The organism is Curtobacterium sp. 18060, from assembly GCF_902706105.1.
Classification (GTDB): Bacteria; Actinomycetota; Actinomycetes; order Actinomycetales; family Microbacteriaceae; genus Curtobacterium.
On sequence record NZ_CACSJV010000032.1, the window covers coordinates 1 to 23916 of the forward strand.

Here is a 23916-nt window from a genome sequence, read left to right on the forward strand (position 1 = left end):
GGCGAGGGCCGGCACGCCGTGCGCTGACCGCCGAGGTTCCACAACGCGCCGTGCGCTGGTCGTCGAGGTTCCACAACACGCGCGATCGCACGCCGAGATGCGCAGATCTCGGAACCTCGGCGCGGCCCGAGACGCGACCGAACGACGGACGGGAGGCCCGTGGCGACGCGCCCACGGGCCTCCCGTCCGACAGCCGCCCGGGTTCCACAACACGCCGTGCGCTGGTCGTCGAGGTTCCACAACGCGCGCGATCGCACGCCGAGATGCGCAGATCTCGGAACCTCGGCGCGGCCCACCGCGACCGAACGACGACGGACGACGAACGACGACGGACGACGGACCGGCTACTTGCGCGCGAAGAGGCGGGGACCGCGCAGCCGCAGGCGCATCGTCACCGTGCCGAGCCACCGGTCGTACTTGTAGCCGACCTTGCCCATCCGGCCGACCTCCTCGAAGCCGAGCCGCTCGTGCAGGCGGATCGAGGCCTCGGCCTGCCGGTCGGCGATGACCGCGACGACCTCGCGGACCCCGGCGGACCGGCACTCGTCGAGCAGGGCCTCCATGAGCGCACGGCCGAGCCCCTTGCCCCCGGAGGCCGCTCCGAGGTAGATCGAGTCCTCGACCACCCGGTTCGACCGGTCGCGCGGGTTCCAGGCGTCCACGAGCGCGTAGCCGAGGATCTGCCCGGCGGGGTTCTCGGCCACCAGGAAGGGCAGCTTGCGCTTCCGGATGTCGTCGTAGCGCTGCTTCCACCGGGCGAAGGTGAACGCCGACGGGTCGAACGTCACCGACGAGTTGCGGACGTAGTGCGTGTGGATCTCACGGACGTCGGGCAGGTCGCTCGCCTCGGCGGCACGGATCCGGTACTCGAATGCGGTCTCGCTCGCCGGCCGGGCACGCAGGTGTCGCGGCAGGACCCGCCGTCGCTGGTATTCCTCCTCGAGCACGTGCCGAGCCTACTGAGCGGGCAGCGACCAGTCGACCGGTGCCGCGCCCTGTTCCTGCAGCAGCGCGTTGACCTGCGAGAACGGCCGGCTGCCGAAGAAGCCCCGCGACGCACTCAACGGGCTCGGATGCGCCGACGCCACCACCGGGGTGTCGCCGAGCAGCGGCCGGACGGACGCGGCCTGCGCGCCCCACAGCACGGCGACGAGCGGGGTCCCCCGGGCGACGAGTGCGCGGACCGCCTGGTCGGTGACGGCTTCCCAGCCCTTGCCGCGGTGACTGCCGGCGTCGCCCGCACGGACCGTGAGCACACGGTTGAGCAGCAGCACGCCCTGGTCCGACCACGCACGCAGGTCACCGTGCGCCGGTGGGGTCACGCCGACGTCGGCGCTGAGCTCCTTGTAGATGTTCGCCAGGCTGCGCGGCACCGGACGAACTGCCGGGTCGACGGCGAACGACAGCCCGATCGGGTTGCCCGGCGTCGGGTAGGGGTCCTGCCCCACCACGAGCACCTTCACGGCGTCGAACGGCGTGGTGAAGGCCCGGAGCACGTCGGCGCCGGCCGGCAGGTAGGTACGGCCAGCCGCTGTCTCGTCACGCAGCCAGGCACCCATGCTGTGCACGTCGGCCTCCACCGGAGCGAGCGCCGACGCCCAGCCCGGGTCGACCAGGTCGGCGAGCGGTCGTGGTTCCACGACGGCTACGCGCCCATCGTGGCGACGGCCACCGATTCCTCGCCGGCCATGACCCGCCAGACGCTGCCGGTGCCCCGGACCTCGAGCGCGCCCTCGCCGACGACGAGGGCGGTGTCCTCGTCGATCGCCAGGCCGGCGGTGACGAACTCCGCCTCGGCGCTCGCGATCAGGCGGGCGAGGGTGCCGGCCTGCACCGCGTGGACGTCGATGGTCAGGTCGACCAGGCCGAGCCCTTCGCGGAGTTCGACCTCGTCGAGGCCTTCAGAGGCTGCCTCGGGGCAGATCTCGACGCCGCCGATGCGCCAGCCGCCCACGAGCGCGCGGTCGGCGGCGATCATCGCACCGGCCGAGTAGCCCAGGTAGGGCAGGCCGTCGGCGACGAGCAACCGGAGCTGGTCGACGAGTGGGGCGATCGCACCCAGGTAGTCGGGGGTGACGCCGCCGCCGACGACGAGCGCGTCGACGTCGCTCAGGACGGTCGTGTCGAACACCTGGCCGGCCGCGACCTCGGTGACGACGACCTCGGCCACGCGGGCACCGCCGAGCACCTCGGCGATGTCGGCGGTCGACGACGGACTGCCGCCGTCCGGGCCGGCGACCGAGAGCAGGGCGATGCGCGGGACCGTCCGGCCGACGGCGGCCGAGCGTGCGGTGGCCTCGGCGAGGAAGGGCGCTGCGGCGTCCGAGGCGGCGAAGAGTCCGCCGCCGACGAGGTGGATGCTCACGACTCGGCCGTCACCGGTGCGAGGGCGCTCCACGGGAACGTGATCCAGCCGTCGACCCGGCGCCACACGTGGTCGGGCTCGAGGACGGTGCCGGGCTTCGAGTACAGGCAGGCGCTGCGGACGTCGGCACCGGCGTTCCGGATGATGTCGACCACCAGGCGCAGGGTCCGACCGGAGTCCGACACGTCGTCGACGACGAGCACGCGCTTGCCGGCGAGGCTGGGGGCGTCGAGCGCGGGTGCGAGCACGACGGGCTCGTCCAGGCGCTGCTCGACGTCGGTGTAGAACTCGACGTTGATCGAGCCGCACTCCTTGGTGCCGAGCGCGTAGGCCACGGCACCGGCGATGATCAGCCCGCCGCGGGCGACGGCGACGACGACCTCGGGCTCGAAGCCGGAGGACAGCACGTCCTTCGCGAGCAGGCGTGCGGCGTCACCGAACTCCAGCCATCCGAGCACCTCGGGCCCGCTCGTCACGGTCACGGTCGACTGAGCCGGGGCCGTGGGCTCGGGTTCGCTGCTGATCGGCATCCGACCACGGTACCGGCAGGCACCCCGCGCCCGCGACCCGTGGCCACCGCCCGGGCGCTGCGCAGGCGGTCAGCGCGGCGTGAGCGTCCCGCGCGCGAGCTTGTGCTGCGCCGACTGCGCGACCGGTCGGATCGTGACGAGGTCGAGGTTCACGTGCGGCGGCAGTTCCACCGCGTGCACGATCGCCTCGGCGACGTCGTCGGCCACGAGCGGGTCCGGCACGTCGTCGTAGACCGCAGCGGCCTTCTGCTCGTCGCCGCGGAAGCGGGTGAGCGCGAACTCGTCGGTCTTCACCAGGCCGGGGGCGATCTCGACGACGCGGATCGGTTCGCCGTTCAGCTCGAGCCGGAGCGCCCCGACCAGGGCGTGCTCGGCGAACTTCGCGGCGTTGTAGCCGCCGCCGTTCTCGTACGCCACGAACCCGGCCGTGCTCGTCACCGTGACGATGTCCGCTCCCCCGGTGTCGCGCGCACGGTCCCGCAGGTGCGGCAGCAGCGCGGCGACGACGCGCTTCGTGCCGATCACGTTCACCTCGAACATGGCCCGCCAGTCGTCGACGTCGGACTCCTCGACGCTGGCCGAGCCGAACGCGCCACCGGCGTTGTTCACGAGGACGTCGGCGCCGCCGAGCTCGGCGACGCGGGCGGCGAGCGCCTCGACGTCGGCAGCACTCGTGATGTCCGCCACCAGGACCTCGGCCCCGGTCTCCGCGGCGAGCGCCTCGAGCTTCGACGCCCGGCGGGCGACGGCGAGCACGTCCCAGCCCCGCGAACGGAACAGCCGGACGGTGGCTGCCCCGATGCCCGAGCTCGCTCCGGTGACGACTGCGCGCCGTGCTGCCATGTGATCTGCCTCCTGCGTCGGTGTCGGGGCAACGGATCGCCCCGGTGTCGGGGCAACGGATCGCCCCGTTGTCGGGACGACTGCTCGCCCCGGTCCCCACCGTACCGACCCTCCCAGGTCACGATCCGGTAACGTGACCGGCGATGACGACGGATGCCGCCCCTCCCGCACCCTCGGCCCCGGCGACGCAGCTCGAACCCGGCCGGGCACCGCGCCGTATCCCGATGTGGGACACCGCGCGGTTCGTCGCGGTGACCCTCGTGGTGATCGGCCACGCGATCCAGCGCCAGACGACGGCGAGCGAGCACGCCCTGGCGCTCTACACGTTCATCTACGCGTTCCACATGCCCGCGTTCGGTGTGATCAGCGGATACTTCTCGTCGGCCGACACCCCGACGGCGAAGCGCATGCGCCGGACGATCACCGACATCGTCGTGCCGTACATCATCATGCAGACGATCTGGACGGTGGTGCAGGGCATCGTCGAGGGCGGCAAGGACTTCAACCCGACGCAGCCGACCTGGACCCTGTGGTTCCTGCTGGCCCTCGGCATCTTCAAGCTGATCCTGCCGTACCTGGCACAGCTGCGGTGGCCGTTGTTCTGGGCCGTCGTGTTCAGCATCGGCGTCGGCTACTTCGACAACGTCGACTCCACGCTGTCGTTGTCCCGCGCGATCAGCCTGCTGCCGTTCTTCCTGCTCGGGTGGCAGGTCAAGCAGTGGGGGCTCTTCGACCGCTGGTACGAGGCCTCGCGTCGCACCGTGGTGCGGGTGCGCGTCGCCGCCGGAGTGGTGTTCGCCGCGTGGGCCGTGTCGTGCGCGGTGTGGATCCCGCAGTTCAAGGAGTTCGACCTGCACCACTGGTTCTTCTACGACGACTCGTACTCGGGTCTCGGCGAGGACGCCTGGTGGGCCGGTGCCGTCCGGTTCGGGCTGATGCTGCTCGCAACACTGCTGACCGCGTCGTTCCTGGTGCTCATCCCCCGCCGGAACATCTGGCTCACGCAGTTCGGTGCGGCGACGATGTACGTCTACCTGCTGCACACGTTCGTGCTCTACCCGATCCGCGAGTCCGGCGTGCTCGCCGGTCCGCACTCCGCGTGGCCGTTCGTGCTCCTGATGGTCGCGATCGCCTGCGCGGTCAGCCTCTTCCTGGCGCAGCCCTTCGTGCGGCGCGGGATGCGCTGGCTGCTCGAACCGAACGTCGGTTGGCTGTTCCGTCGCGACAATTGACATTTCCGCGCAAGCAGTCGTCTTCGCTGCGCTCAGTCGGCAGCGCGCGACGTCGCGGCAGGCCGCGACCGATCCCCGTGGTCGCCGCCGTCAGCCCCGGGCACCATCCTGGCCGGGAGGCCCGTGGCGCGTCGGGCGCGCGCGTTACGTCCCGAGGCGGGTGCGCTGGTACCAGCGCGACCACCTGCGTACCGTGACACCCGACGCACAGACGCGCCGCGCCTCCAGGCCGAGCGCAAGGCGACCCGACGACCAGCCGCACCGGACAGGAGCACCAAGATGACCGAGCACGACGCCGCGCAGTGGCGGTTCGAGACCACGCAGGTCCACGCCGGCGCACAGCCGGACCCGACCACGGGCGCCCGCGCCACCCCGATCTACAAGACGACCTCGTACGTCTTCGCGAACTCGGACGAGGCCCGCGACCTGTTCGCCCTCGCCAAGCCGGGCAACATCTACTCCCGCATCATGAACCCGACGAACGACGTCGTGGAGCAGCGCATCGCGGCACTCGAGGGCGGCAGCGGCGCACTCCTCGTGGCGTCCGGCCAGGCGGCGGAGACCTACGCCGTGCTGAACATCGCGGGTGCTGGCGACCACATCGTGTCGTCGTCGTCGATCTACGGCGGCACGTACAACCTGTTCAAGTACACGCTGGCGAAGCTCGGCATCGAGACCACGTTCGTCGAGGACCAGGACGACCTCGAGGAGTGGCGCCGCGCCGTCCGCCCGAACACGAAGCTCTTCTTCGCCGAGACCATCGGCAACCCGCGGATCAACGTCCTCGACATCACCGGCGTCAGCGACGTCGCGCACGAGTCCGGCGTCCCGCTGATCGTCGACAACACGATCGCGACGCCGTACCTCATCCGTCCGTTCGAGCACGGGGCCGACATCGTCGTGCACTCGGCGACGAAGTTCCTCGGCGGCCACGGCACCGTCATCGGCGGCATCATCGTCGACGGCGGGAAGTTCGCCTGGTCACAGCACCCGGACAAGTTCCCGGAGTTCAACACGCCCGACCCGTCGTACCACGGCGCGGTCTTCGCCGAGGCCGTCGGCAACGAGCTCGCCTACATCGTGAAGGCCCGCGTGCAGCTGCTCCGCGACCTCGGCGCGTCGAACTCGGCGGACACCGCGTTCGCGCTCCTGCAGGGCATCGAGACGCTGTCGCTCCGCATCGAGCGCCACGTGTCGAACGCGCAGGAGATCGCCGAGTGGCTCGACCAGCACCCGGACGTCGCGACCGTCGCCTACGCCGGCCTCCCGACGTCGCCCTGGTACGCCGCGGCGAACCGGTACGCGCCGAAGGGCGTCGGCGCCGTGCTGTCGTTCGAGCTCAAGGGCGGTGTGCCCGCGGGCAAGGCGTTCGTCGACAACCTGCAGCTGTTCTCGCACCTGGCGAACATCGGCGACGTGCGCTCGCTCGTGATCCACCCGGCGTCGACCACGCACTCGCAGCTCACGCCCGAGCAGCAGCTCACCACCGGGGTCACGCCGGGCCTGGTGCGCCTGTCCGTCGGCATCGAGAACATCGAGGACCTGAAGGCCGACCTCGAGGCCGGGCTCGCCGCGGCCCGTGCGGTCTCGCAGGAGGGGCAGCGCGCCTAGCGTTCGCCCGGGCACCGAGGCACGGCGCGCTCGATGCCTGTGCATGTTGCGACGTCCCACGAGTCGATCGACTCATGGGACGTCGCTCGTTGCGCACGCATCCGGTGCGTGTGCATGGTGCGACGATCCACGAGTCGAACAACGCGCACGATGTCGGAACATGCGCACGCACGCAGAACGCGAGCGCGGCCCGACGACCCGGCCACGGGGCGGGCGTGGCGTAACACGGCGGCGGCGACCCGCGCCTCCCGGCAGACTGGACGCACCATGGACTGGCAGACGACCCCCGAGGACTCCGTGCCGTCCACCCTGGTGCCCGGCGCCGAACTCGGCACCATCGGCAAGCCGCCGGTCACCGGCGCCTGGCGCCCCGGCGACCACCCGGGTGCGCGCCACTTCGCGTCCCTCGGCGAGCAGTGGGTGCGCGGCGGGCGGCTGCCGGCCGTGCGGGTGGCGTACGAGTCGTGGGGCACGCTCAACGCGGCGCGCGACAACGCCGTCCTGCTGTTCCACGCGCTGACCGGCGACTCGCACGTCGCGGGCGCACCCGGTCCGGGGCACCGCACCGCCGGCTGGTGGGGCGACGTCGTCGGACCCGGCCTGGCGATCGACACCGACCGCTGGTTCGTGATCGCGCCCAACATGCTCGGCGGCTGCCAGGGCACGACCGGGCCGTCGTCGGTGGCACCCACCGGGGTCGAGTGGGGCTCGCGCTTCCCGTTCGTCACCGTGCGCGACCAGGTCGAGGTGCAGCGCCAGCTCGCCGACCGACTCGGCATCGACGTGTTCGCTGCCGTCGTCGGCGGGTCGATGGGCGGGATGCACGCGCTCGAGTTCGCGGTGTCGCACCCCGCACGCGTCCAGCGGCTGGCGGTGCTGGCCGCGACGGCGCAGACCACGGCGGACCAGATCGCGGCGAACTCCCTGCAGCGCTCGGCGATCCAGATGGACCCGGCGTTCGCGGGCGGCGACTACTACGAGGCCGACGCCGGCGAGGGCCCCCACCGCGGGCTGGCGCTCGCGCGGCGGATGGCGTTGATGACCTACCGGGCGTCCGACGAACTGAACGGCCGGTTCGCCCGGTCGTGGCAGAGCGACGTGTCCCCGCTCGGCGACGACGGCCGGTTCTCGGTGGAGAGCTACCTCGACTTCCACGGCAACAAGTTCACCCGGCGCTTCGACGCGTCGTCGTACATCACGCTCACGCACGCGATGGACTCCCACGACGTCGGGGCCGGGCGGGGCGGTGTCGCTGCCGCGCTCGAACTCGTGACGGCCCGCACGCTCGTCGTGGGGATCTCGAGCGACCGGCTGTTCCCGATCGAGGACCAGCACCGGATCGCCGCCGGGGTGCCGGACACGCTCGACGGGGACACGGCCGCGGTGATCGAGAGCGAGTTCGGGCACGACGGGTTCCTCATCGAGCACGAGCAGGTCGGCGCGCACCTGCGGCGGTTGCTCGACGGCTGAGCGCGACACGGCGCGCACCGGGGCCGCGGCACGCACCGGGGCGGCGGCGGCACGCGCGGTACGGCGCGCCGAACACCCCCCAACGGGTGTCGCCCGTGGTTGGATGGCTGCGAGCCCGGACTGAACGAGGCTCGGTTTCCCCGCACGACCCGTCACACCAGCTCGTCACCAACCAGGACATCGATGGAATTCATCGCACAGGAACGCGACCGCTTGCTGCGGGCGACGACCCGTGTCGTGGGCATCGTCTGCGCGCTCATCAGCGTCGTCGGCGTGGTCTCCGCCGCCGCGGTCTCCGCCCTGCCGCTCGTGGGCGCCCTGCTGTGCATCGCCGCGATGGTCGCCGCGTTCGTGTTCTTCGGGCGCAGTGGCACCGTGTGGTGGACCGCCGCGATCCTCGTCACGGGGCTCGCCTCGCTCGCGCTGCTGTTCTCCGGCGTGGACGAGTCGGTCCGCCCGCTCGTCGCCAGCGCCGTCATGCCGCTCGCGGGCGGCTCGCTGTCCGCCCCGCTGATGGCGCAGCGCGGCCAGCCGTTCGGCCTCGGACTCACGATCGGCACCGGCGCGATCGTCGTCGTCGTGATGGTGTGGGCCACCGGCGGGCTCCTGTCGACGCCCGTCAGCGGCGCCCTGCTCGGCTGGGTGCTCATCGCGGTCGTGGCCGTGTGGATCTCGCGCAGCATCCCCCGCGTCGCCCGACGGATCTACAGCATCGGCACCGCGCACCGCGCTGAACGCCAGGCCAGCGAGACCGAGGCGCAGCGGCGGCAGGGTGCTCGGCTGCTGCACGACACGGTCCTCGCGACGCTCACGCTCCTCGCCCACTCCGGCGTCGGGGTCTCCGAGCAGGCCATGCGCGAGCAGGCCGCCGAGGACGCCAGACTCCTGCGCCACCTGCGACTCGGCGCGACCCCGCAGCCGTCGCAGTCCGGCGACTACTCGCTCACCCGCGAAGAGGAGTCGCCGCTCGGCCAGACCCTCGAGTCGGTGAAGCAGCGCTTCGGGCGGATGGGCCTCGAGGTCAGCTGGCACGGCACCGGCCAGGTGCTGCTGCCCTCGCACGTGCTCGACGCCTTCCTGCTGGCGCTGGGCGAGTGCCTCGAGAACGTCCGCCGGCACGCCGGTGTCGGCGAGGCGCACGTCACGATCGTCCACGACAACGACATGGTCCGGGCCATGGTCACCGACTCGGGCGTCGGGTTCGACCTGACCACCGTCAGCGCCGAACGCCTCGGCTTCAAGGAGAGCGTCGTGAGCCGGCTGCGCGAGGTCGGCGGCGACGCCAAGCTGTTCTCCGCGCCGGGCTCCGGCACCACCGTCGTCCTGGAGGCACCGCGATGACCCGGGTCCCCGAGGACACCATCAGCCGCGGCCTGCCCGGCGAGTCGACCGGCCAGCAGCCGCCCCGCACCCGTCGCGAGGCGCGCGAGCGCTACCGCACCAGCGAGCGCCGGCAGGCCCGCGGGCTCCCCTCGACCTCGACCGGCGCACGGTCGCTCCGCCAGGCCGCCAAGCCCGGCGCCTCACTCGGAGCCGGGTACCTCGGCCTCGGCGCCGCGGTGCTCACCGCCATCGAGGCCGTCTCCGGCATCGTGTACTTCCTGGTCCGCTGGTCCGACTTCTCCGACCCGTGGTTGCCCGCAGCCGCCTGGATGCTCTACATCGTCGCCGCGGTCGGTGTCGGCCTGAGCGTGCTGACCTACGGCGAGCGGCTGACCGGGCTGGCCTTCGTGCTGATCTGCGTCGTGCTCGCGTGCGTCGTGACCCTCGACTTCATCGGCATCTGGCCCGAGCACGACATCGCCCACACGGCATCGGCGTCGATCGCCGCGGGCTTCGCGCTCCTGCCGATCGCCACGCTCCGACCGGCCCGCGAGGTCGCCGCCGCCATCGCGGTCCTCGGTCTGGCCTTCGTCGGCATGAGCGTCGCCTCGACCCCGATCACGAACGACACACTGCCGGGCATCGTGTCCCTGCTGGCCCTCGTCGTCGTGCCGCCGTCGATCGCCCTGTACGTCGTGCAGCGGTTCCGGCAGCTCGTGCAGCGGGAACTCGACCGAGTGCTCGTGCAGAGCAACGTGCAGGCGCCGCAGTTCGCCGTCGGCATGCTCGCCTCGGACGAGCTCGCCCGACTCGACCTGGCCGCCGAGAAGCTGCTCGACGCCGTCGCGAACGGCACCGATCCCCTGCCGCTGTCGGACGCCTCGAGTTCCGTCGCGGCCTCACTCGCGACCGAGCTCCGCCTGCACCTCATCGAGGGACGGCGCGAGACCTGGCTGTACCACGCGATCACGGAGTCCGACCACCTCGGGCGTTCGGTGAGCGTCGCCGACCCGGGCGCCCTGGCCGGACACCTCACCCCCGCCCAGCGCGACGGACTGCTGCAGGCCCTGTGGCAGATGGTCGGCGACGGTCGCACCGCCACCCCCGGGCTGCCGGTCGTCTCGGTCACGCTCGGCCCGGTCGGGTCCGACGGCCACCCCGTCACCGACGAGCGGATGGACGTGCCGGTCGTGATCGAGTCCCGCGGCGTCCAGCGCCGACGCCTCGGCCCCACCGCCTGGAGCGCCCTGCAACGCATCGGTCCGTACACCGAGACGGTCCGCGACGGCGCGCTCCACATCGTCGCCCACTGCGTCGTGGACCGACATCCGTCGATGTAGCTGCCGGACACCCGGACAGCCTGCCCGTGCCACGTGCCCCTCCCTCCTAGGATCGGGCACGAACTGCCCCCGAGAAAGGACGCCCGCATGGCGACTCCAGAGGAACCCATCCGACTCGCACTCGTCGACGACCACAGGATGCTCCTCGGCGCGCTCACGGAGTGGATCCGGAGCGCCGCCGACGACATCACGCTGGTGGCCGCGGTCACGACCTGGCCCGAGCTCCTGACGAGCCCGGCGTTCCCGGTGGACGTGGTGCTGCTCGACCTGGACCTCAAGGACTCCATCCCGGTGTCGCTGAAGATCTCGACGCTCAAGACCGCCGGTGTGAAGACCGTCGTGATGAGCACCTACTCGGAGCCGAACGTCGTGCGCGAGGCCCTCGCGGCCGGTGCCCTCGGTTACCTGGTGAAGAGCGAGGACGCCGACATGATCGTCGAGGCGATCCGCTCCGCCCAGCGCGGTGAGCAGTACGTCTCCGCCGAGCTCGACCTGGCCATCAACAGCGGCGACGTCGGTGGCGTCCCGAAGCTCAGCGCCCAGGAGCGTCGCGTGATGGCCCTGTACGGCGGTGGCGAGCCCGTGAAGAGCGTCGCGTACCAGCTCGGCATCTCCGAGGAGACCGCGAAGAGCTACCTCAAGCGCATCCGCGAGAAGTACCGCGTCGCAGGCTTCGACGTGGGCACGAAGGTGGCGCTCCGGAAGCGGGCGATCACCGACGGCATCATCGTGCAGGACGGCGGCCCGCTGGGCCTGTAGCGCGGCGCACATGGGCGCTTGCCCGCTTCGTGAGCAGGAATGGTCAGGTCCCATCACGGGACCCGACCATTTCTGCTCACCATGGGCGGTCTGCCGCACACCACGTCGGACGGGAGGCCCGTGGCGGCGTCGCCACGGGCCTCCCGTCCGGTGCGTGGGCGCGCCCACCGCGCGCGGTCACTGAATCGGGACCGGCCTGCGGTCTGTCCCGCCACAGCGACACGGTGCCGCCGATGCCGGCGGTCCGTTTCACGAAAGCGACACTCTGCCGCGAACAGTTCGCGGCAGACTGTCGCTTTCGCGAACCGCACTGGCGGCGCCTGCGCGCGATCAGTGGATCGGGACGGGCGCGGTGATCGGGCCGGTGCTCGGCGACGGGGAGCGCAGCGCGGCACGGCGCGTGGTGCGACGCTCGACCGAGTAGCTGAACATCGTGACGAGGACACCGAGCAGCGCGAGGACGATGCCGAGCCAGCCCGGTGCGACGAACCCGAAGCCTGCGGCGATGACCGCACCGCCGAGTGCTGCGCCGAGCGAGTTGCCGATGTTGAACGCCGAGTGGTTGAGCGCCGCGGCGATCGTCCGGGCGTCGCCGGCGACGTCCATCAGGCGGGACTGCACCGCCGGCGGGATCGCCGACGAGGTCGCACCGAGCAGGAACGCGCCGAGCAGCATGCCCCAGAGCCACTGCGCGGTCAGCACCGTGAGCAGCAGCGCGCCGATGAGCGAGAACATGCCGAAGTAGATCGTGCGCTTCACGCTGTGGTCGGCGAGGTGTCCGCCGAGCACACCGCCGACGACCATGCCGATGCCCACGACCACCAGGACGATCGGCACGAACGACTCCGGCATGCCCGTGACGTGCTGCACGAGCGGCGAGATGTACGAGTAGACGGCGAAGAACCCACCGAACCCGACGGCGCCGAGGCCCATCACGATCCAGACCTGCGGCACGCGGAAGGCGCGGAGCTCCCGGCCGATCGTCGCGTGCTCGTCACGGGCGCTCTTCGGCACGAAGGCCGCGACGGCGAGGAACGTGAGCGCGAACAGCGCGGCGACGACGCCGTAGGCGATCCGCCAGCCGGCGAGCTGGCCGACCCAGGTGATCGCGGGGACGCCGACGACGTTCGCGACCGACAGGCCGAGCAGCACCATCGCGATGCCCTTGCCGCGCTTGCCCGGGCCCATCATGTCGCCGGCGACGATCGAGGCGATGCCGAAGTAGGCGCCGTGCGGCAAACCCGCTACGAACCGGGCGACGAGCACCAGTCCGAACGACGGCAGCAGCGCACTCGCGATCGTCGCGAGGACGAACCCGACGAGCAGCACGAGGATCAGGCCCTTGCGCGGGAACTTCGCCGACATCGCCGCGATGGTTGGAGCACCGACGACGACCCCGAGGGCGTAGGCACTGACGAGCCAGCCCGCGTGCGCGATGCCGGCGTCCGGGTCGAGGCCGTACTGCTGCGGCAGCAGTGCCTGCGCGATGTTCGGCAGCAGACCCATCGCGACGAACTCGGTCGATCCGATGGCGAAGCCGCCGAGGGCGAGCGAGATGAGCGCGGCGGTGCGACGCGCAGGCGTGAGCTGTGACATGGGGCCTGTTCTCGGACGACGTCCTGCACGGGCGGCGTCGGATCGGGGTGTCGGCTGGACGGTGTCGGCGGGGGCGACCCGCGATCGTCGCGGTCCACGTGCCGATCGGCAGCGCGGCCACGCCCGAGCGGGGTGCCGGTCCGGGTTCAGCAGCGAACGGGACGGTCCGGGTGGCGACGACCATCCGGTCCGAGCAGTGTAGACCGCTCCAAAGGCCGAACGGAAGTCGCCGTGCGCTGCCAGCACGGGTCGCACCGGGCTGGCCCGGTCGTACCCGAGGTGAACCGGGTCAGGCCGCCTGACGCTCCGTGTGGGCGGGACGCGTCGACGCGGGTGCGAGATCGGGCAGCTCGTCGCGGTGCGTCCAGCCGGCGCCGCACTCGGCGCACGTGGCCCAGGCGTTCTCGCCCTGTTCGTCCGTGTCGATGACGACCGTTCGCAGGTCGCAGTCGGGGCACCAGCCGTCGTGGGTCATCACGCGCTCCTCGTCGTCTCGGGGCCACCGGATGTGGCTCGATACGGGCCATGAGACACCCGACCACCGACATCCGCGGGAGGGCGGCGGCGTGTCGTGCGGGCCCTCGTTGTTCAATGAGCACATGTCCCTCGCCGCCACCGTGCTCGCCTCGTGCCCCGCCGGCGCGCCCGTGAACTGCGAGGACGCCACCGACCCGATGGGCATGGTCATCGTGCTCATCGCGGTGCTCGCCGGCATCGCGCTGCTGACGGTGTTCGTGGTGCTCGGACCGGACCCCCGCCGTCGGACCCGGGCACGCCGACGCGACAAGCGCTGAGCGCGAGCGCCGAGCGACAGCGCCGAACGCGAGCGCCGAGCGACAGCGCCGGCCGCTGAGCGCTACTCGCCGAGCGCCGCTTCGAGCCGCTCGAGCTTGCCGTCGATCTCGCCGGTGTGCCCCGGTCGGATGTCGGCCTTGAGTACGAGCGACACCCGCGTGCCGTAGACACCCACGGCCTCGGTGGCACGCTTGACGACGTCCATGACCTCGTCCCACTCCCCCTCGAGCTCGGTGAACATCGACGACGTGCGGTTCGGCAGGCCGCTCTCGCGGACCACCCGCACGGCCGCGGCGACGGCGTCGTGCACGGAGCCGTCCGCCTGTTCGGAGGGACCACCGGACGGAGCAACGGAGAAGGCGACGATCATGCGTCCATCCTGCCCGCGCCCCGGCCCATCCGCACCAGCTCGACCACGGTCCACGCCAGGATCGCCACCTCGAGCACGTTCCGCAGCGTCAGCACCACGAGCATCCACGGCTGCAGCGTGAGCACCTGGTCGTAGTACGCCGGGTAGATCAGCTGCGTCAACACGGCGGTGGGCAGCGCGGCGATCGCGATCGGCACGAACCGGCGCACACTCGGCGTCCCGGCGGCCAGTCCCCACACGATCGGCACGGCGAGCCACCCGATGTACTGCGGCGACCCGACCTTGTTGGTGGCGATGAGCGCGGCGACGAAGAGCAGCGCGAGCACGGGCGCGAGCTCGGCCCGACGGGCGCCACGGCGCGCGGCCCACAGCGCGAGGACGACACCGGCGACGACCACGAGGGCCATCAGCGGCGTCGAGACCGCGGCAGCGGCGTGCGTGCCGGCACCGGAGACCTCGAACGTCAGGATCTGCTGGTTGTAGAACACGGCCGCACCAGGAGCCCCGAACGCTGCCGCCCACATGAACGGCGTCGCGAGCGGCGACTCGATCTGCAGCGCTCGGCCGGTCTGCTCCCCGATGAACGACAGCAGGTACGGCGCTCCGCCCCAGAGCACGTCGACGAGCACGATGAGCGCGCTGAGCACGAGGGCACCGGCCAGCACACCGCGGCGGTGCCCCTTGCGCAGGAGCAGCAGCACGGCGACGAGGGCGGCCGGCCAGACCTTCGTCCACGCACCGGCGGTGAACAGCGCCGAGGCGACCGCCGGCCGCGAGGCGACGAAGGCCACCCCGACCAACGCGAACACCGTCGCCACCGTGTCGATGCGGCCGAGCGCGATCGGCCCGAGTGCGAGCAGGAAGGCGAGCCACCACCACACGACCCGCACGCCACGCGACGACGAGCCGTCCGCACGCGAGCCGAACCCGCCGCGCGCCCGGAACCGCCACAGGAAGGCACACGCGACGGCGTCGAGCAGCACCATCAGCAGCAGCCACCCGGAGCCGATCGACGCGATCCCACCGAGTGCTGCGGCGGCCATCGGCACGATCGCCAGGATCGGGTAGACCCACTCGCCGTCGATCCCGACCCAGAAGTCCGCGCTCCGCCCGGTCTCGATCCACCGGCTGTAGGTGATGGTGACGTCGCCGAGCGGCAGGTTCGCCGAGATCGCGGTCAGCCACCACAGCGCCGCGTGCACGGCGGCGAACGCCAGGACGAACCCGACGCGTTCGATCCACGGGTTCACGGTCCTGCGCACCGGACGAGCGTACCGGCAGCGAGCGCACCCGAACCGGCTGAGAATCCCAGGCTCCCCCAACCATGACGTGTCACCGTCTTGCTCGTGACCACCGAAACCCCGCGCGGGCGCCGCAAGGCCGTCATCTGGATCTCCGTCATCGCCGCCGTCGTCGTGCTCGGCGTCATCGGGGCGATCGTCGCGACGAACGTCTACACGAGCAACGAGAACGCGAAGGCGTCGGCGGCACCGTCCGTGGCCGCCAGCCGCGAGGCCTCCACCCTCGACGACTCCGACCTGTCCGGCGCGTGGACGGTCGGCGGCGACTCCGAGGCCGGCTACCGCCTGCACGAGGTCCTGAACGGCTCCGACGTCACCGTCACCGGCCGCACCGACAGCGTCTCCGGCAGCGCCACCGTCGACGGCACGAGCATCACGAAGGCAACGATCACGGTGCAGGTCGCCGACATCGCCACCGATTCGGACCAGCGTGACTCCTACTTCCGCGACTCCGCGATGGACACCGCCGCCTTCCCCGAGGCCACGTTCGAACTCTCCGAGCCGATCGCCGACGCGGTCCCGAGCGGCTCGGACACGACGAAGGTCACCGCTGCCGGCAAGCTCACGCTGCACGGCGTCACGAAGGACGTCACCGCCGACCTGCAGGTCGGCCTGAACGGCGACGGCGTCGACATCTCCGGCTCGATCCCGGTCACCTTCTCGGACTACGGCGTGCAGGCGCCGAGCCTCGGCTTCGTGAAGGTCGACGACTCCGGCACGGTCGAGTTCCTGGTGCACGCGACCCCCGCGAGCTGACGGCCGCGACGCGCGTCACGCCCGTGACGTGCGCGACAGGCGGACGGGAGGCCCGTGGCGGCCCCGCCACGGGCCTCCCGTCCGTCCCCTGCTCGCGTCCCAGGCCGCGCCCTCTCGCGCATGCGTGCGCATGTTGCGACCTTCCACCCGTCGAACCGGTGGCGTCCCGTCGGAACATGCGCACGTACCCATTGCGTGCGCATCTTCCGACAGAACACGCGTCGATCACCTCGTGCATCGTCGGAAGGTGCGCGCGCACCGACCCCTACCCGCGCGCGTCGCCGTCGACGACCAGGTCCCGCACGACCCCGGGCAGCTCGGCGATGAGCCCGGTCATCGGGAACGGCCCGCCACCGGACGCCCGCCGCGCCGCGAGCCCGTGCACCACCGCGGCCGACGCGGCCAGGTGCGCGAGGTCCGACGGCGTCAGCGACGATCCGGCTGCCTCGACGGACCCCTGCCGCGCTGCCACGAGCGCACCGAGGACCCCGCCGAGGACGTCCCCGGCACCGGCGGCGGCGAGCCACGGCGTCGCCGACGACGCCACCAACCGGACCGACCCGTCGGGCGTGACCACGTGCGTGCGCTCGCCCTTGAGCAGGACGACGCTGCCGGTCTGCTCGGCGGCTCGGAGCGCTGCTGCGGCGGGATCCTGCTCGATCGACTCGCGGGAGACGCCGAGCAACGACGCGAGCTCCCCCGCGTGCGGGGTCAGGACGGCGAGCGGGCCGAGGTCGACGAGCGGGATCGCGCCCGCGTCGACCACGACCGGGACGCCGTCGTCCGAAGCGTGCGTGAAGGCCGAGGCGGTCGTGTCGTCCAGGTCACCGAGCGACGACGCCGAGATGCCCGAGCCGACGAGCCAGGCCTGCACCCGACCGACGCCGGCGACGGACTCGGGGCGACGCGCCAGGACGTGGTCCGACGCCCGCGACGGCCCGACGTACCGGACCATGCCGACACCGGTGTGGACCGCGGCGTCGACCCCGAGCACCGCGGCACCCGGGTACTGGTCGGAGCCGGTCGCGATGCCGAGCACCCCACGGCGGTACTTGGTGGACTCCCCCGTCGGCGCGGTGACCCACGCGGCGGCATCGGACGGCTGGACGGGCACGAAGTCGTTCACCGGCCCCACGTTACGGTGGAGCGCATGAGCCTGTTCCTGCCTGGTCGCGTGGTGGTCTTCGACTACGGCGAGGTGATCAGCCGGACGCCGCACGCGTCGCGCGACGCCCTCGTCGAGCTGACCGGGGTGCCGGCCGACGAGCTGTTCCCCGTCTACCAGGAGCTCCGCCACGACCTGGACCGCGGCGACCTGTCCGTGGTGGCGTACTGGCGGGCGATCGGCGAGCGCGTCGGGCGGACCTGGAGCATCACGGACATCCACCGGTTCTGGGCGGTCGACTTCACCGGGTGGTTCGAGGTCGAACCGGAGACCCTGGCGATCGTCGAGGAGCTGCACGACGCCGGCACCCGGGTGGCGCTGCTGTCGAACGCCGGCTTCGACTTCGGTGACCCGTACCGACGCTCCCCGATGGGCTCGCTGTTCGAGACGGTGGTGGTGAGCGCCGAGGAGCACGTCCTGAAGCCCGACGCATCCATCTACCGCGACACGTGCGCACGTCTGGGAATCGAGCCGCAGCAGATGGTGTTCGTGGACAACAGGGCCGAGAACGCCACCGGCGCGGAAGCGATCGGGGCGGTCGGCCACCACTACACGTCGTCGGCGTCACTGCGGTCGTTCCTGACGGAACTCGCGGCCGAGCCGGCGCCCGTCCCCTGAGGAGTCCCGCGTGACGCACGCCCTGTTCGAGCCGATCACCATCCGCGACCTGACGGTCCGCAACCGCATCTGGGTCTCCCCGATGTGCCAGTACTCGGCCGAGGAGCAGGACGGCGTGCCGACCGCGTGGCACCTCGTCCACCTGGGCGGCTTCGCCAAGGGCGGTGCCGGTGCGGTGGTCGTCGAGGCGACCGGCGTGGTGCCGGAGGGCCGGATCAGCCCGCAGGACCTCGGGCTCTGGAACGACCAGCAGCGCGACGCCTTCAAGCCGATCGTCGACTTCCTGCACGCGCAGGGCGCTGCCGCCGGTGTCCAGCTCGCGCACGCCGGCCGCAAGGCATCGACGTTCCGTCCGTGGGAGTCCACGCACGGTTCGGTCCCCGCCGACCAGGGCGGCTGGTCCACCGTCGCCCCGTCCGCCGTGGCCTTCGACGGCTACGCGGTCCCGCGCGAGCTGGAGACCGAGGACATCCGGGTCGTCGCACTGGCGTTCGCGCAGTCCGCTCGCCGCGCCGTCGAGGCCGGGTTCGACCTGGTCGAGATCCACGCCGCCCACGGGTACCTGCTGCACCAGTTCCTCTCGCCGCTGAGCAACCACCGCACGGACCAGTACGGCGGGTCGCTCGAGAACCGCGCCCGGGCACTGCTCGAGGTCCTCGACGCCGTCCGTGCCGAGGTCGGCGAGGGCTTCCCGATCGTCGTGCGGTTCTCGGCGACCGACTGGGTGGACGGCGGGCTCACGCTCGACGAGACCACGGAGGTCGCTCGGTGGGCTGCGGAGCACGGCGCGGACCTGGCTGATGTCTCGACCGGCGGCAACGTCGCGAGCGCACCGATCCCGGTCGGCCCCGGCTACCAGGTGCCGCACGCTGCGGCGATCAAACGCGACGCCGGCATCGGCACCATCGCGGTCGGCATGATCTCCGAGGGCTTCCAGGCCGAGCAGATCGTCGCGACCGGACAGGCCGACGTCGTGATGGTGGGCCGCGAGTTCCTGCGCGACCCGAGCTTCCCGCTGCGCGTGGCCGTCGAGCTCGGCGTGACCGTCGACTACGAGCCGCAGCAGTACCACCGCGCGCGGGTCACGGCGTAGACGCGCGGCCTTCCTGAACAAGTTCTCGGTCGGCCCCTCGGGCAGGCAGTACGATTGGCAGCACTGTGGACGATCCCCCGAATAGTTCTTCGCCTCACTCATCCGCCGCTCACTCGGTGAGCTGCACGTCATCCCCGTGCGCGGACGGGGGTGAATCATGAGTCCGATCGACATCGTCATGCTCGTCGGCGGCATCCTGCTGACACTCGGTACCGGCGTCTTCGTCGCGTCCGAGTTCGCGCTGGTCAACCTCGACCGCGCCGACGTCGAAGCGCGTCGCGACCGCGGTGAGCCGGGCCTGGCACCCGTCATCGGGGCGTTGAAGGTCACCTCGACGCACCTGTCCAGTGCGCAGCTCGGCATCACGCTGACCACGCTGCTCACCGGCTACCTGCTCGAGCCGTCCATCGCGAAGCTGCTCGAAGCGCCGTTCCTGGCGATGAACCTGCCCGAGGGCATCGTCGAGACCGTCGGATCGATCATCGCGCTCGTCATCGCGACCCTGCTGTCGATGATCCTCGGCGAACTGGTACCGAAGAACTTCGCGCTCGCGCTGCCGCTGCAGACCGCGAAGCTCGTCGTGCCGTTGCAGATCGCCTTCACGACCGTGTTCAGGCCGGCGGTCGCGGTGCTCAACGGCACCGCGAACGCCGTGCTGCGGTCGATCGGCATCGAGCCGCAAGAGGAACTCTCCGGTGCTCGCAGCGCCGAAGAGCTCACCTCGCTGCTCCGCCGTTCGGCGTCCGAGGGGTCGCTCGAGCAGGACACCGCGACGCTGCTCCAGCGGACGATCTCGTTCTCGGAGCTCAGCGCCAGCGACGTGATGACGCCGCGCCCGCGGCTCTCCACCATCCGGGTGTCCGAGTCCGCGCAGGACGTCATCGCCCTCGCACGCAAGACCGGCTTCAGCCGCTTCCCCGTCATCGAGGAGGACGCGGACGACGTCGTCGGCATCGTGCACGTCAAGCAGGCCGTCGCCGTCCCCCGCGAGAAGCGCCCGGAGGTCCCTGTCGGAGCACTCATGACCGACGCCGAACGCGTGCCCGAGACGATGCCGGGCGACACCCTGCTCGCCGAGGTCCGCGGCCGCGGCTACCAGATGGTCATCGTGGTCGACGAGTACGGCGGCACCGCCGGGGTCGTCACGCTCGAGGACCTCATCGAGGAGATCGTCGGCGAGGTCTCCGACGAGCACGACCGCGCGCGCATCGACGTGGTCCGCTCCCGCGACTGGCTGACCTTCCCCGGTCTCCTGCGTCCCGACGAGCTCGAGGACCGCGCCGGCGTGAAGGTGCCGGAGGACGGCCCCTACGAGACCGTCGGCGGGTTCCTCATGTCGACGCTCGGCCGCCTGCCCGTCGTCGGTGACGAGGTCCCGCTCGACAGCGGTGTCTTCCGGGTCGAACGCCTGGACGGCCGCCGGATCGACCGCATCCGCTGGACCCCGACGCCCCCGCCGACGGACACCGCGGCGACCGCCATCATCATCCCCGCAACGAAGACCGGCACCAAGACCGCGAAGCGGTCCGAGACGAAGGAGAGCACCCGATGAGCTCCGACTGGTGGGGGATCTTCTGGCTCTTCGTGCTGCTGCTCGGCAACGCGTACTTCGTCGCCGCCGAGTTCGCCGTCATCTCCGCCCGCCGCTCCCAGATCGAACCGCGCGCAGAAGAGGGCTCGAAGGCCGCGCAGATGACCCTGTGGGCGATGGAGCACGCCACTCGCATGCTCGCGACCACGCAGCTCGGCATCACGGTCTGCTCGCTGCTCATCCTGAACGTCTCCGAGCCGGCGATCCACCACCTGCTCGAGGTGCCGCTGCACCTGACGGGCTGGAGCGTCGAGGTCATCGGCACCGTGGCGTTCGTGGTCACGCTGCTGCTCGTCTCGTTCCTGCACGTGGTGTTCGGCGAGATGGTCCCGAAGAACATCTCGTTCTCGATGCCGGACCGCGCAGCGCTGCTGCTCGTGCCGACGCTCTGGTACATCGGCCACGGCCTGCACTGGGTCATCGTCGGCCTGAACGAGGTCGCGAACGCCGTGCTGCGCCTGTTCCGCGTCGAGCCCAAGGACGAAGCCGTCAGCGCCTTCACGGTGGAAGAGGTGCAGACGATCGTGGAGCAGTCCCGCCGCGAGGGCACCCTGACCGACGACGGCAAGCTCGCCCTGGCGTTCGAGTTCACCGAGAAGAAGGTCCGCGACGTCGCCGTGCCGATGGCCGAGCTCGTCACCCTGCCCGAGGACGCCACCCCGGCGGACGTCGAGCGTGCGGTGGCGCAGCGCGGGTTCTCGCGGTACGTGCTCGTCGGCGAGGACGGCTCCCCCACGGGCTACGTGCACGTGAAGGACGTCATCGACCTGCGGCCGGACGAGTTCGACGACCCGGTGCCGCCGAAGCGCATCCGCCAGCTCATCTCGCTCTACACGGAGATGGACCTGGAGGACGCCCTGGCCACCATGCGGGCTGCGGGCCGCCACGTCGCGCGGGCGTTCGACGCCGATGGCCGGACCCTCGGCGTGCTCTTCCTCGAGGACATCCTCGAGGAGCTCGTCGGCGAGGTCGAGGACGCGACCCGACGCCGGTAGCCACACCGCCAGTCCCGCCAGTCCCGCCACAGCGACAGATTCCCGCGAACGTTCCGCAGGGAACTGTCGCTTTCGCGATGGCGGACGGGAGTCCCGCGGCAACGCAGCCACGGGCCTCCCGTCCGCCCCGCGGCCAGCCGCGAGACTCGGCGTGAGCGACCGATCTCACGGCCGGCGCTACAGATTCGGTCGCCCAGCCCGAGACTCGGTGCCGCCAATCCCGCCAAAGCGACAGATTCCCGCGAACGTTCCGCAGGGAACTGTCGCTTTCGCGATGGCGGACGGGAGGCCCGTGGCAACGCAGCCACGGGCCTCCCGTCCGCCCCGCGGCCGGCCGCGAGACTCGGCGTGAGCGACCGATCTCACGGCCGGCGCTACAGATTCGGTCGCCCAGCCCGAGACTCGGTGCCGCCAGTCCCGCCAAAGCGACAGATTCCCGCGAACGTTCCGCAGGGAACTGTCGCTTTCGCGATGGCGGACGGGAGTCCCGCGGCAACGCAGCCACGGGCCTCCCGTCCGACGTGTGGTCGCGACCAGGGCCGCGCCCGCCGGCGCGCGCTACCAGCTGACGGGGAGCGGCTTGCCCTCTTCGTAGCCGGCGGCGGACTGGATGCCGACCAGGGCACGCTCGGAGAACTCGGCCAGCGACGCGGCGCCCGCGTAGGTGGCGGAGCTCCGGACGCCCGTGGTGATCATGTCGAGCAGGTCCTCGACGCTCGGGCGCTCCGGGTCGAGGTAGATCGTCGACGACGAGATCCCCTCGGCGAAGAGCTCCTTGCGGGCCCGCTCGTACGGGTCGAGCCGCTCGAAGCGCTCGCGGACGGCCTTCGCGGACGCCATCCCCCAGCTCTCCTTGTAGGCCTTGCCGGCGGCGTCGCGACGGAGCACGCCCGGCGCTTCGAGGGTGCCGGCGAACCACGAGCCGATCATCACGGCCGAGGCGCCGGCCGCCAGTGCGAGGGCGACGTCGCGCGGGTAGCGCACCCCGCCGTCGGCCCAGACGTGCGCGCCGAGGGACCGGGCGGCGGCGGCGGTCTCGAGGACGGCGGAGAACTGCGGCCGACCGACGGCGGTCATCATGCGCGTGGTGCACATGGCGCCGGGTCCGACACCGACCTTGATGATGTCCGCGCCCGCGTCGACGAGGTGGGCGACGGCGTCGGCGGTGACGACGTTGCCGGCGACGAGCGGGATGCCGAGCCGGAGCCCCGCGACGGTGCGGAGCGCGCGGAGCATGCTCTCCTGGTGGCCGTGCGCCGTGTCGAGCACGAGCACGTCGACCCCGGCGGCGGCGAGGGCCTGCGCCTTGGCGGCGACGTCGCCGTTGATGCCGATCGCGGCCGCGACGCGCAGGCGACCAGAGACGTCGACGGCCGGCGTGTAGATGTCCGAGCGGATGGCGCTGGTCCGGCTCGTGGTGCCGACGACCTTGCCGTGCCGCACGACGGGTGCGAAGTCGACCTCGGCGCCGCTCAGGACGTCGTAGACGTGGCGGGGCGCGCCGGCGTCCTCGGCGTCGATCGCGGTCGAGGCGCCGTGCAGCAGGTCGCCGAGCGTCGCGTCGGGACCGGCGTCGCCGAGCCGGCTGGCGGGGACGCACCCGAGGTACTCCCCGGCGGCGTCGCGGACCACCACGCCCCGACCGGCGACGGGCAGCAGCTGCTCGAGCGCCTCGGCGACGGTGGTGGACGAGCCCATGTCGTAGGCGGTGTCGTAGTCGACCGGCTGGTCCTTCACCCAGCGGATCGCGGCGTCGAGGTCCTGCAGGTGCATGTCCTGCGGCAGGACGCCGAGGCCCCCGCGCCGGGCCAGGGTCGCGGCGAGGCGCGGACCCGTGACCGAGTTCATGTTGGCGCTCACGATCGGGATCGTCGCACCGCTGCCGTCGTTCGACGCGAGGTCGACGTCGAAGCGGCTCGTCACGCCGGATCGGCTCGGGACGAGGAAGACGTCGGAGTAGGTCAGGTCGTGTGTCGGCCGCGTCTCGTAGAACCTCATGGGCCCCACTGTACGGCTCCGCCCGGAGGCCGGACCGGGCCCCGACTCGCGCCGCGGCTGACACCGAACGGACATGTGCGAGCGGCTAGGCTTGGCACCTGTGCGGGGCAGGGTTGCACCGCACGACACACACGAGCATCTATCGACGGAGAGTGGGCGATCGGC

Annotated in this window: 23 protein-coding genes; 12 read left to right on the plus strand and 11 right to left on the minus strand. The window is 71.7% G+C overall.

What is annotated here, in order from left to right:
* Positions 1 to 344: 344 nt before the first annotated feature.
* From GVL05_RS13750 to GVL05_RS13770, 5 genes are all read right to left on the minus strand, one after another.
* Positions 345 to 947 carry a GNAT family N-acetyltransferase gene (locus GVL05_RS13750; RefSeq protein ID WP_123294233.1) on the minus strand — a complete coding sequence of 201 codons (603 nt, stop codon included), beginning with the start codon at positions 945 to 947 and terminating at the stop codon, positions 345 to 347.
* Positions 948 to 956: 9 nt separating this feature from the next.
* Positions 957 to 1640 carry a uracil-DNA glycosylase gene (locus tag GVL05_RS13755; protein ID WP_159573471.1) on the minus strand — a complete coding sequence of 228 codons (684 nt, stop codon included), beginning with the start codon at positions 1638 to 1640 and terminating at the stop codon, positions 957 to 959.
* Positions 1641 to 1645: 5 nt separating this feature from the next.
* Positions 1646 to 2365: a Type 1 glutamine amidotransferase-like domain-containing protein gene (locus GVL05_RS13760; protein WP_123294231.1), complete on the minus strand. Its 720-nt coding sequence runs from the start codon at positions 2363 to 2365 to the stop codon at positions 1646 to 1648.
* On the minus strand, positions 2362 to 2895 hold the full coding sequence (locus GVL05_RS13765; RefSeq protein WP_173168683.1) for a phosphoribosyltransferase: 534 nt from the start codon (positions 2893 to 2895) through the stop codon (positions 2362 to 2364). Before GVL05_RS13765 ends, GVL05_RS13760 begins: the two co-directional genes overlap by 4 nt.
* Positions 2896 to 2964: 69 nt before the next feature.
* Positions 2965 to 3738, minus strand: coding sequence for an SDR family oxidoreductase (locus GVL05_RS13770; protein ID WP_111086404.1), 774 nt, complete (start codon positions 3736 to 3738; stop codon positions 2965 to 2967).
* Between the two features lie 143 nt (positions 3739 to 3881).
* Between GVL05_RS13770 and GVL05_RS13775 the strand changes: the two genes are divergently transcribed.
* The 6 genes from GVL05_RS13775 to GVL05_RS13805 all read left to right on the plus strand — a co-directional run bounded on the left by GVL05_RS13775 (position 3882) and on the right by GVL05_RS13805 (position 11473).
* Positions 3882 to 4970, plus strand: coding sequence for an acyltransferase family protein (locus GVL05_RS13775; RefSeq protein WP_123294229.1), 1089 nt, complete (start codon positions 3882 to 3884; stop codon positions 4968 to 4970).
* A gap of 279 nt (positions 4971 to 5249) precedes the next feature.
* The gene (locus GVL05_RS13785) at positions 5250 to 6581 is read left to right on the plus strand and encodes a bifunctional o-acetylhomoserine/o-acetylserine sulfhydrylase (RefSeq protein ID WP_111086406.1); all 1332 of its coding nucleotides are present in this window, start codon (positions 5250 to 5252) and stop codon (positions 6579 to 6581) included.
* A gap of 267 nt (positions 6582 to 6848) precedes the next feature.
* The gene (locus GVL05_RS13790) at positions 6849 to 8051 is read left to right on the plus strand and encodes a homoserine O-acetyltransferase (protein WP_159573472.1); all 1203 of its coding nucleotides are present in this window, start codon (positions 6849 to 6851) and stop codon (positions 8049 to 8051) included.
* A gap of 183 nt (positions 8052 to 8234) precedes the next feature.
* Positions 8235 to 9392: a sensor histidine kinase gene (locus tag GVL05_RS13795; protein ID WP_123294227.1), complete on the plus strand. Its 1158-nt coding sequence runs from the start codon at positions 8235 to 8237 to the stop codon at positions 9390 to 9392.
* A complete protein-coding gene (locus GVL05_RS13800; RefSeq protein WP_131973743.1) occupies positions 9389 to 10714 on the plus strand; it encodes a hypothetical protein in 1326 nt (441 codons plus the stop codon). The genes GVL05_RS13795 and GVL05_RS13800 overlap by 4 nt, the downstream gene beginning before the upstream one ends.
* Before the next feature lie 87 nt (positions 10715 to 10801).
* Complete coding sequence (locus GVL05_RS13805) at positions 10802 to 11473, plus strand: response regulator transcription factor (protein ID WP_111086410.1); 672 nt, start codon at positions 10802 to 10804, stop codon at positions 11471 to 11473.
* Positions 11474 to 11803: 330 nt separating this feature from the next.
* Here the strand turns inward: GVL05_RS13805 and GVL05_RS13810 are convergent, their stop codons facing one another.
* Positions 11804 to 13069: an MFS transporter gene (locus GVL05_RS13810; RefSeq protein WP_123312344.1), complete on the minus strand. Its 1266-nt coding sequence runs from the start codon at positions 13067 to 13069 to the stop codon at positions 11804 to 11806.
* Positions 13070 to 13358: 289 nt separating this feature from the next.
* Positions 13359 to 13544 carry a hypothetical protein gene (locus tag GVL05_RS13815; RefSeq protein ID WP_131919968.1) on the minus strand — a complete coding sequence of 62 codons (186 nt, stop codon included), beginning with the start codon at positions 13542 to 13544 and terminating at the stop codon, positions 13359 to 13361.
* Between the two features lie 124 nt (positions 13545 to 13668).
* On the opposite strand from GVL05_RS13815, the gene GVL05_RS13820 reads away from it, so the two are divergent.
* Positions 13669 to 13863: a hypothetical protein gene (locus GVL05_RS13820; protein ID WP_131846437.1), complete on the plus strand. Its 195-nt coding sequence runs from the start codon at positions 13669 to 13671 to the stop codon at positions 13861 to 13863.
* A gap of 62 nt (positions 13864 to 13925) precedes the next feature.
* Here the strand turns inward: GVL05_RS13820 and GVL05_RS13825 are convergent, their stop codons facing one another.
* Positions 13926 to 14234 carry a thiamine-binding protein gene (locus GVL05_RS13825; RefSeq protein ID WP_123294222.1) on the minus strand — a complete coding sequence of 103 codons (309 nt, stop codon included), beginning with the start codon at positions 14232 to 14234 and terminating at the stop codon, positions 13926 to 13928.
* On the minus strand, positions 14231 to 15496 hold the full coding sequence (locus tag GVL05_RS13830; protein WP_159573473.1) for a glycosyltransferase 87 family protein: 1266 nt from the start codon (positions 15494 to 15496) through the stop codon (positions 14231 to 14233). Before GVL05_RS13830 ends, GVL05_RS13825 begins: the two co-directional genes overlap by 4 nt.
* 84 nt (positions 15497 to 15580) lie before the next feature.
* On the opposite strand from GVL05_RS13830, the gene GVL05_RS13835 reads away from it, so the two are divergent.
* Positions 15581 to 16291 (plus strand): YceI family protein, encoded by a 711-nt coding sequence (locus GVL05_RS13835; protein WP_185094174.1) that lies wholly within the window; start codon positions 15581 to 15583, stop codon positions 16289 to 16291.
* A 265-nt stretch (positions 16292 to 16556) separates the two neighbouring features.
* On the opposite strand, the gene GVL05_RS13840 is transcribed toward GVL05_RS13835, so the two are convergent.
* Positions 16557 to 17417 (minus strand): ADP/ATP-dependent (S)-NAD(P)H-hydrate dehydratase, encoded by an 861-nt coding sequence (locus GVL05_RS13840; RefSeq protein WP_159573474.1) that lies wholly within the window; start codon positions 17415 to 17417, stop codon positions 16557 to 16559.
* A 24-nt stretch (positions 17418 to 17441) separates the two neighbouring features.
* On the opposite strand from GVL05_RS13840, the gene GVL05_RS13845 reads away from it, so the two are divergent.
* The 4 genes from GVL05_RS13845 to GVL05_RS13860 all read left to right on the plus strand — a co-directional run bounded on the left by GVL05_RS13845 (position 17442) and on the right by GVL05_RS13860 (position 21753).
* Positions 17442 to 18074, plus strand: a complete 633-nt coding sequence (locus GVL05_RS13845) for an HAD family phosphatase (protein WP_123339806.1) — start codon at positions 17442 to 17444, stop codon at positions 18072 to 18074.
* Between the two features lie 10 nt (positions 18075 to 18084).
* The gene (locus GVL05_RS13850; protein ID WP_159573475.1) at positions 18085 to 19167 is read left to right on the plus strand and encodes an NADH:flavin oxidoreductase/NADH oxidase; all 1083 of its coding nucleotides are present in this window, start codon (positions 18085 to 18087) and stop codon (positions 19165 to 19167) included.
* A gap of 157 nt (positions 19168 to 19324) precedes the next feature.
* The gene (locus GVL05_RS13855) at positions 19325 to 20719 is read left to right on the plus strand and encodes a hemolysin family protein (RefSeq protein ID WP_159573476.1); all 1395 of its coding nucleotides are present in this window, start codon (positions 19325 to 19327) and stop codon (positions 20717 to 20719) included.
* A complete protein-coding gene (locus GVL05_RS13860; RefSeq protein WP_123294216.1) occupies positions 20716 to 21753 on the plus strand; it encodes a hemolysin family protein in 1038 nt (345 codons plus the stop codon). Before GVL05_RS13855 ends, GVL05_RS13860 begins: the two co-directional genes overlap by 4 nt.
* A 558-nt stretch (positions 21754 to 22311) precedes the next feature.
* Here GVL05_RS13860 and GVL05_RS13865 read toward each other — a convergent pair.
* A complete protein-coding gene (locus GVL05_RS13865) occupies positions 22312 to 23751 on the minus strand; it encodes a GuaB1 family IMP dehydrogenase-related protein (RefSeq protein WP_159573477.1) in 1440 nt (479 codons plus the stop codon).
* Positions 23752 to 23916 lie beyond the last annotated feature (165 nt).